1 protein-coding gene is annotated in these 874 nt (G+C 45.0%); it reads left to right on the top strand.

Going from position 1 to position 874, the window contains the following annotated elements:
* Nucleotides 1–158: 158 nt before the first annotated feature.
* A partial coding sequence (locus tag HMPREF9441_RS17035; protein ID WP_008623389.1) for a beta-ketoacyl synthase chain length factor occupies nt 159–874 on the top strand: 716 nt, incomplete at its 3' end.

Raw genomic sequence — 874 nt, 5'->3', positions numbered from 1 at the left:
TCACATCTCCCCCTTTGAAGGAAGTCCGCGAGCTGGCGCAGCGGAGTATGTGTATAGGGGGATGTTAATAATCAACAAGCAGCCCGCAAAAATAAGCAAAAAAACGCTAAGAACAATTTTTTTATTATCTTTGCCCACATACAAAAGACAAGAAACCTATGAAAATCTATATTAACGGAGCTTCCTGCCTAAGTGCCCAACCTACTTTTCCTACTCCTTCATTCGACGATTTTTTGCCAGCCCAGCCCGATGAGGTGCTTTATGCGCAAGAACATTCTTATAAGGATTATATAGCCCCTAATGCTAGCAGACGAATGGCTAAAGGGGTGAAAATGAGTATTGCTACCGCTACTGAAGCCCTCCGAGAAGCCCATATTACCACACCTGAAGCTATAATAGTAGGCACGGGTATGGGCTGCGTCCAAGACACCGAAAAGTTTCTCAAGGCGATGCTTGATAATCACGAACAACATCTTACCCCCACGGCTTTTATACAATCCACCCACAATACAATAGCAGGACAACTCGCTTTGCATTGGCAGTGCCACAGCTATAATACGACTTATGTTAACGGAGCTATCTCATTCGAGTCTGCTCTGTTAGATGCTACAATGCAGTTAGAACAACAGCTGATAGCCAATGCTTTAGTAGGAGGGGTCGACGAACACGCTCCTTTTTTTCTACAGACGCAACAGTTGATAAAAAGCAACCTGATGGGCGAGGGGGCAGCTTTCTTTGCTCTTTCCGCTATTCCTGCGGAGCATACTTATGCCGAGCTCGTAGATATTAGTCTTCGCAATGAAGTTACACCTGACGAACTCCCCTCTTGGATAACTGACTTTCTCCAGCATAATGCTCTTAGCGTAAGCGATAT

Source organism: Paraprevotella clara YIT 11840, assembly GCF_000233955.1.
GTDB classification, from domain to species: Bacteria; Bacteroidota; Bacteroidia; order Bacteroidales; family Bacteroidaceae; genus Paraprevotella; species Paraprevotella clara.
This window is presented reverse-complemented; position numbering and strand designations above follow the sequence as displayed.